Raw genomic sequence first — 5,567 nt, 5'->3', positions numbered from 1 at the left:
GTAAGAGCCTGACGATGACCTACTTTCACACGGGAACCCGCACTATCATCGGCGCAAAGTCGTTTCACTGTCCTGTTCGGGATGGGAAGGAGTGGTACCAACTTGCTATGGTCATCAGGCATAAACTTTTTGTCGGATCGATCGGTTGCCATTAACTTCTTAATGACGCCCCTTTCTATCCAACGAATTCATAGAGTCTTCAATCAGCTTTTCGATTGCGCCTTTTCGGCATAACTAGAACTTGCGTTCTGTCTTTCATTTTTCCAGGCTTACCCAAAGTTATAGGGTCAAGCCGCACGGGCAATTAGTACTGGTTAGCTTAACGCATTACTGCGCTTCCACACCCAGCCTATCAACGTCGTGGTCTACAACGACCCTTCAGGGGGCTCAAGGCCCCGGCAGATCTCATCTTGAAACGAGTTTCCCGCTTAGATGCTTTCAGCGGTTATCTCTTCCACACTTAGCTACCCTGCGATGCCACTGGCGTGACAACAGGTACACCAGAGGTGTGTCCACTCCGGTCCTCTCGTACTAGGAGCAGGCTTCCTCAAATCTGCAGCGCCCACGGAAGATAGGGACCAAACTGTCTCACGACGTTTTAAACCCAGCTCACGTACCTCTTTAAATGGCGAACAGCCATACCCTTGGGACCGACTACAGCCCCAGGATGAGATGAGCCGACATCGAGGTGCCAAACACCGCCGTCGATATGAACTCTTGGGCGGTATCAGCCTGTTATCCCCAGAGTACCTTTTATCCGTTGAGCGATGGCCCTTCCATACAGAACCACCGGATCACTATGTCCTGCTTTCGCATCTGCTCGACTTGTCAGTCTCGCAGTTAAGCACGCTTATGCCATTGCACTATCGTCACGATGTCCGACCGTAACTAGCGTACCTTCGAACTCCTCCGTTACGCTTTGGGAGGAGACCGCCCCAGTCAAACTGCCTACCATGCACTGTCCCCGATCCAGATAATGGATCCAGGTTAGAACCTCAAACGCACCAGGGTGGTATTTCAACGTTGGCTCCATGCGATCTAGCGACCGCACTTCAAAGCCTCCCACCTATCCTACACAGATCCGTTCAAAGTCCAATACAAAGCTACAGTAAAGGTTCATGGGGTCTTTCCGTCTTTCCGCGGGGAGATTGCATCATCACAAACATTTCAACTTCGCTGAGTCTCAGGAGGAGACAGTGTGGCCATCGTTACGCCATTCGTGCAGGTCGGAACTTACCCGACAAGGAATTTCGCTACCTTAGGACCGTTATAGTTACGGCCGCCGTTTACTGGGACTTCAATCAAGAGCTTGCACCCCATCATTTAATCTTCCAGCACCGGGCAGGCGTCACACCCTATACGTCCACTTTCGTGTTTGCAGAGTGCTGTGTTTTTATTAAACAGTCGCAGCCACCAATTTTTTGCAACCCCTTTGAGCTCCATTTGTACAACTTCACTTACTTGGGGTACACCTTCTCCCGAAGTTACGGTGTCAATTTGCCGAGTTCCTTCTCCTGAGTTCTCTCAAGCGCCTTAGAATACTCATCTCGCGCACCAGTGTCGGTTTGCGGTACGGTCGTCAATAGCTGAAGCTTAGTGGCTTTTCCTGGAAGCAGGGTATCACTCACTTCGTCTGCAAGCAGACTCGTTATCACCCCTCATCTAAGCCTGGCGGATTTGCCTACCAGGCACGACTACAGGCTTGAACCAACATATCCAACAGTTGGCTGAGCTAACCTTCTCCGTCCCCACATCGCACTATTGATCGGTACAGGAATATTGACCTGTTTCCCATCAGCTACGCATCTCTGCCTCGCCTTAGGGGCCGACTCACCCTACGCCGATGAACGTTGCGTAGGAAACCTTGCGCTTACGGCGAGGGGGCTTTTCACCCCCTTTAACGCTACTCATGTCAGCATTCGCACTTCTGATACCTCCAGCATCCGTTACCAGACACCTTCACAGGCTTACAGAACGCTCTCCTACCACGTGCCATAAATGGCACATCCGCAGCTTCGGTAACTGGCTTAGCCCCGTTACATCTTCCGCGCAGGACGACTCGATCAGTGAGCTATTACGCTTTCTTTAAATGATGGCTGCTTCTAAGCCAACATCCTGACTGTTTTAGCCTTCCCACTTCGTTTCCCACTTAGCCAATTTTAGGGACCTTAGCTGGCGGTCTGGGTTGTTTCCCTCTTGAGTCCGGACGTTAGCACCCGGTGCTCTGTCTCCCAAGCTGTACTCGTCGGTATTCGGAGTTTGCATAGGTTTGGTAAGTCGCCATGACCCCCTAGCCTAAACAGTGCTCTACCCCCGACGGTAATACTTGAGGCACTACCTAAATAGTTTTCGGAGAGAACCAGCTATTTCCAAGTTTGTTTAGCCTTTCACCCCTATCCACAGCTCATCCCCTAATTTTGCAACATTAGTGGGTTCGGACCTCCAGTACCTGTTACGGCACCTTCATCCTGGCCATGGATAGATCACTTGGTTTCGGGTCTACACCCAGCGACTAATCGCCCTATTCGGACTCGATTTCTCTTCGCCTCCCCTATTCGGTTAAGCTTGCCACTGAATGTAAGTCGCTGACCCATTATACAAAAGGTACGCCGTCACCCCTAAGGGCTCCGACTTTTTGTAAGCATACGGTTTCAGGATCTATTTCACTCCCCTCCCGGGGTTCTTTTCGCCTTTCCCTCACGGTACTGGTTCACTATCGGTCGATGATGAGTATTTAGCCTTGGAGGATGGTCCCCCCATATTCAGACAGGGTTTCTCGTGCCCCGCCCTACTTGTCTGCAGCCTAGTACCACCGATCGGTTTTCACATACGGGACTATCACCCACTATGGTCGGCCTTTCCATGCCGTTTTGTTAACTGATCGACTATCACTGCAAGGCTCTTCCGAATTCGCTCGCCACTACTATCGGAATCTCGGTTGATGTCTTTTCCTCTGGGTACTTAGATGTTTCAGTTCTCCAGGTTCGCTTCGTGCACCTATGTATTCAGTGCACGATACCTCTTGCAAGGTGGGTTCCCCCATTCAGAAATCTCCGGATCAAAGCTTATTTGCCAGCTCCCCGAAGCTTATCGCAGGCTATCACGTCTTTCGTCGCCTATCATCGCCAAGGCATCCACCATATGCTCTTAGTCACTTGACCCTATAACTTTGGACTCTCTTAGCGAGAATCAAAGCCTGGTGTTCAAAGACTGGTGAGGTCTTGCACCTCACGCGTTATGCCGTAATGTGAATATCTTTGGCTGCATCTTTCGATACAGCTTAGAGAATATTCGTCATTACTAGATAAATTTGCATTCGCAAAATATCTGTTTTGACGCAATCAAAATGTTGCTGGCGGCACGGTGCACAAACCTTGGTTTGCGCTTTCCACCAGCAACGCTGATTTCGACTCTATGAATTTTTAAAGAACAGCCTATTGATCAAAGATCAATATAAAAGCAGTCTGATGCAGACTGCTTTTATATTGAATTTGGCTTTTTTCGCTTTTACCCGGCTTTTGCTTCGCTTGCGCTTCACATCTGCTGAGCCAACGATTATAGCACCTTTCGGCGCTATCATTTTTGGTGGAGGATGACGGGATCGAACCGACGACCCCCTGCTTGCAAAGCAGGTGCTCTCCCAGCTGAGCTAATCCCCCGGGATCCTCTGACCAGATATTGGAATCTTGGTGGGTCTAGTTGGGCTCGAACCAACGACCCCTGCGTTATCAACACAGTGCTCTAACCAGCTGAGCTACAGACCCATTCCATGCAGCCCGCTGTCACTCAGCAGGCCACCTGGCTTGTTCCAACAACCGATAAGTGTGGACGTTCAATTTGAAGCAGCATTTTTCCAGAAAGGAGGTGATCCAGCCGCACCTTCCGATACGGCTACCTTGTTACGACTTCACCCCAGTCACGAACCCCGCCGTGGTAAGCGCCCTCCTTACGGTTAGGCTACCTACTTCTGGCGAGACCCGCTCCCATGGTGTGACGGGCGGTGTGTACAAGACCCGGGAACGTATTCACCGTGACATTCTGATCCACGATTACTAGCGATTCCGACTTCACGCAGTCGAGTTGCAGACTGCGATCCGGACTACGACTGGCTTTATGGGATTAGCTCCCCCTCGCGGGTTGGCAACCCTTTGTACCAGCCATTGTATGACGTGTGTAGCCCCACCTATAAGGGCCATGAGGACTTGACGTCATCCCCACCTTCCTCCGGTTTGTCACCGGCAGTCCCATTAGAGTGCTCAACTGAATGTAGCAACTAATGGCAAGGGTTGCGCTCGTTGCGGGACTTAACCCAACATCTCACGACACGAGCTGACGACAGCCATGCAGCACCTGTGTGCAGGTTCTCTTTCGAGCACCAAACCATCTCTGGTAAGTTCCTGCCATGTCAAAGGTGGGTAAGGTTTTTCGCGTTGCATCGAATTAAACCACATCATCCACCGCTTGTGCGGGTCCCCGTCAATTCCTTTGAGTTTCAACCTTGCGGCCGTACTCCCCAGGCGGTCAACTTCACGCGTTAGCTTCGTTACTGAGTCAGTTAAGACCCAACAACCAGTTGACATCGTTTAGGGCGTGGACTACCAGGGTATCTAATCCTGTTTGCTCCCCACGCTTTCGTGCATGAGCGTCAGTGCAGGCCCAGGGGATTGCCTTCGCCATCGGTGTTCCTCCGCATATCTACGCATTTCACTGCTACACGCGGAATTCCATCCCCCTCTGCCGCACTCTAGCCTTGCAGTCACAATGGCAGTTCCCAGGTTGAGCCCGGGGATTTCACCACTGTCTTACAAAACCGCCTGCGCACGCTTTACGCCCAGTAATTCCGATTAACGCTTGCACCCTACGTATTACCGCGGCTGCTGGCACGTAGTTAGCCGGTGCTTATTCTTACGGTACCGTCATGACCCGGGGATATTAGCCCCAGGCTTTTCGTTCCGTACAAAAGCAGTTTACAACCCGAGGGCCTTCATCCTGCACGCGGCATTGCTGGATCAGGCTTTCGCCCATTGTCCAAAATTCCCCACTGCTGCCTCCCGTAGGAGTCTGGGCCGTGTCTCAGTCCCAGTGTGGCTGGTCGTCCTCTCAGACCAGCTACAGATCGCAGGCTTGGTAAGCCTTTACCCCACCAACTACCTAATCTGCCATCAGCCGCTCTAGTAGCACAAGGCCCGAAGGTCCCCTGCTTTCATCCGTAGATCTCATGCGGTATTAGCTACTCTTTCGAGTAGTTATCCCCCACTACTAGGCACGTTCCGATGTATTACTCACCCGTTCGCCACTCGTCAGCATCCGAAGACCTGTTACCGTTCGACTTGCATGTGTAAAGCATGCCGCCAGCGTTCAATCTGAGCCAGGATCAAACTCTATAGTTCGATCTTGAATTTAAAGTCTTTCGACTGCTCACTCACTTGACGGAATCAAGAAGAATAAATTCTTCCTCATTACTGTTTTTGTGAGCGCTTGATAACTCCGAAGAGTTTGTTCCGAAGAACTGGCTGCTTGCCCTCAAACGCCCACGCTTATCGGCTGTATTTTTTTAAGGAACCGAG

The 5,567-nt window shown here is 51.1% G+C and carries 2 tRNA genes and 3 rRNA genes; all 5 read right to left on the bottom strand.

Going from position 1 to position 5,567, the window contains the following annotated elements:
* Positions 1-6 precede the first annotated feature (6 nt).
* The 5 genes from rrf to DFO48_RS25045 all read right to left on the bottom strand — a co-directional run bounded on the left by rrf (position 7) and on the right by DFO48_RS25045 (position 5,390).
* Positions 7-119, bottom strand: a 5S ribosomal RNA gene (gene rrf / locus DFO48_RS25065).
* 164 nt (positions 120-283) lie between these two features.
* Positions 284-3,161, bottom strand: a 23S ribosomal RNA gene (locus DFO48_RS25060).
* A gap of 422 nt (positions 3,162-3,583) precedes the next feature.
* Positions 3,584-3,659 (bottom strand) — tRNA-Ala (locus DFO48_RS25055).
* Positions 3,660-3,687: 28 nt separating this feature from the next.
* A tRNA-Ile gene (locus DFO48_RS25050) sits at positions 3,688-3,764 on the bottom strand.
* A gap of 93 nt (positions 3,765-3,857) precedes the next feature.
* Positions 3,858-5,390 (bottom strand): 16S ribosomal RNA (locus tag DFO48_RS25045).
* Together the 16S, 23S and 5S rRNA genes with 2 tRNA genes alongside form the textbook arrangement of a ribosomal RNA operon.
* Positions 5,391-5,567 lie beyond the last annotated feature (177 nt).

The sequence above is a fragment of the Comamonas sp. AG1104 genome (assembly GCF_003350425.1).
GTDB lineage: Bacteria > Pseudomonadota > Gammaproteobacteria > Burkholderiales > Burkholderiaceae_C > Comamonas > Comamonas testosteroni.
The sequence above is the reverse complement of the archived record's forward strand: the minus strand, read 5'-3'. Positions and strand labels throughout refer to the sequence as shown.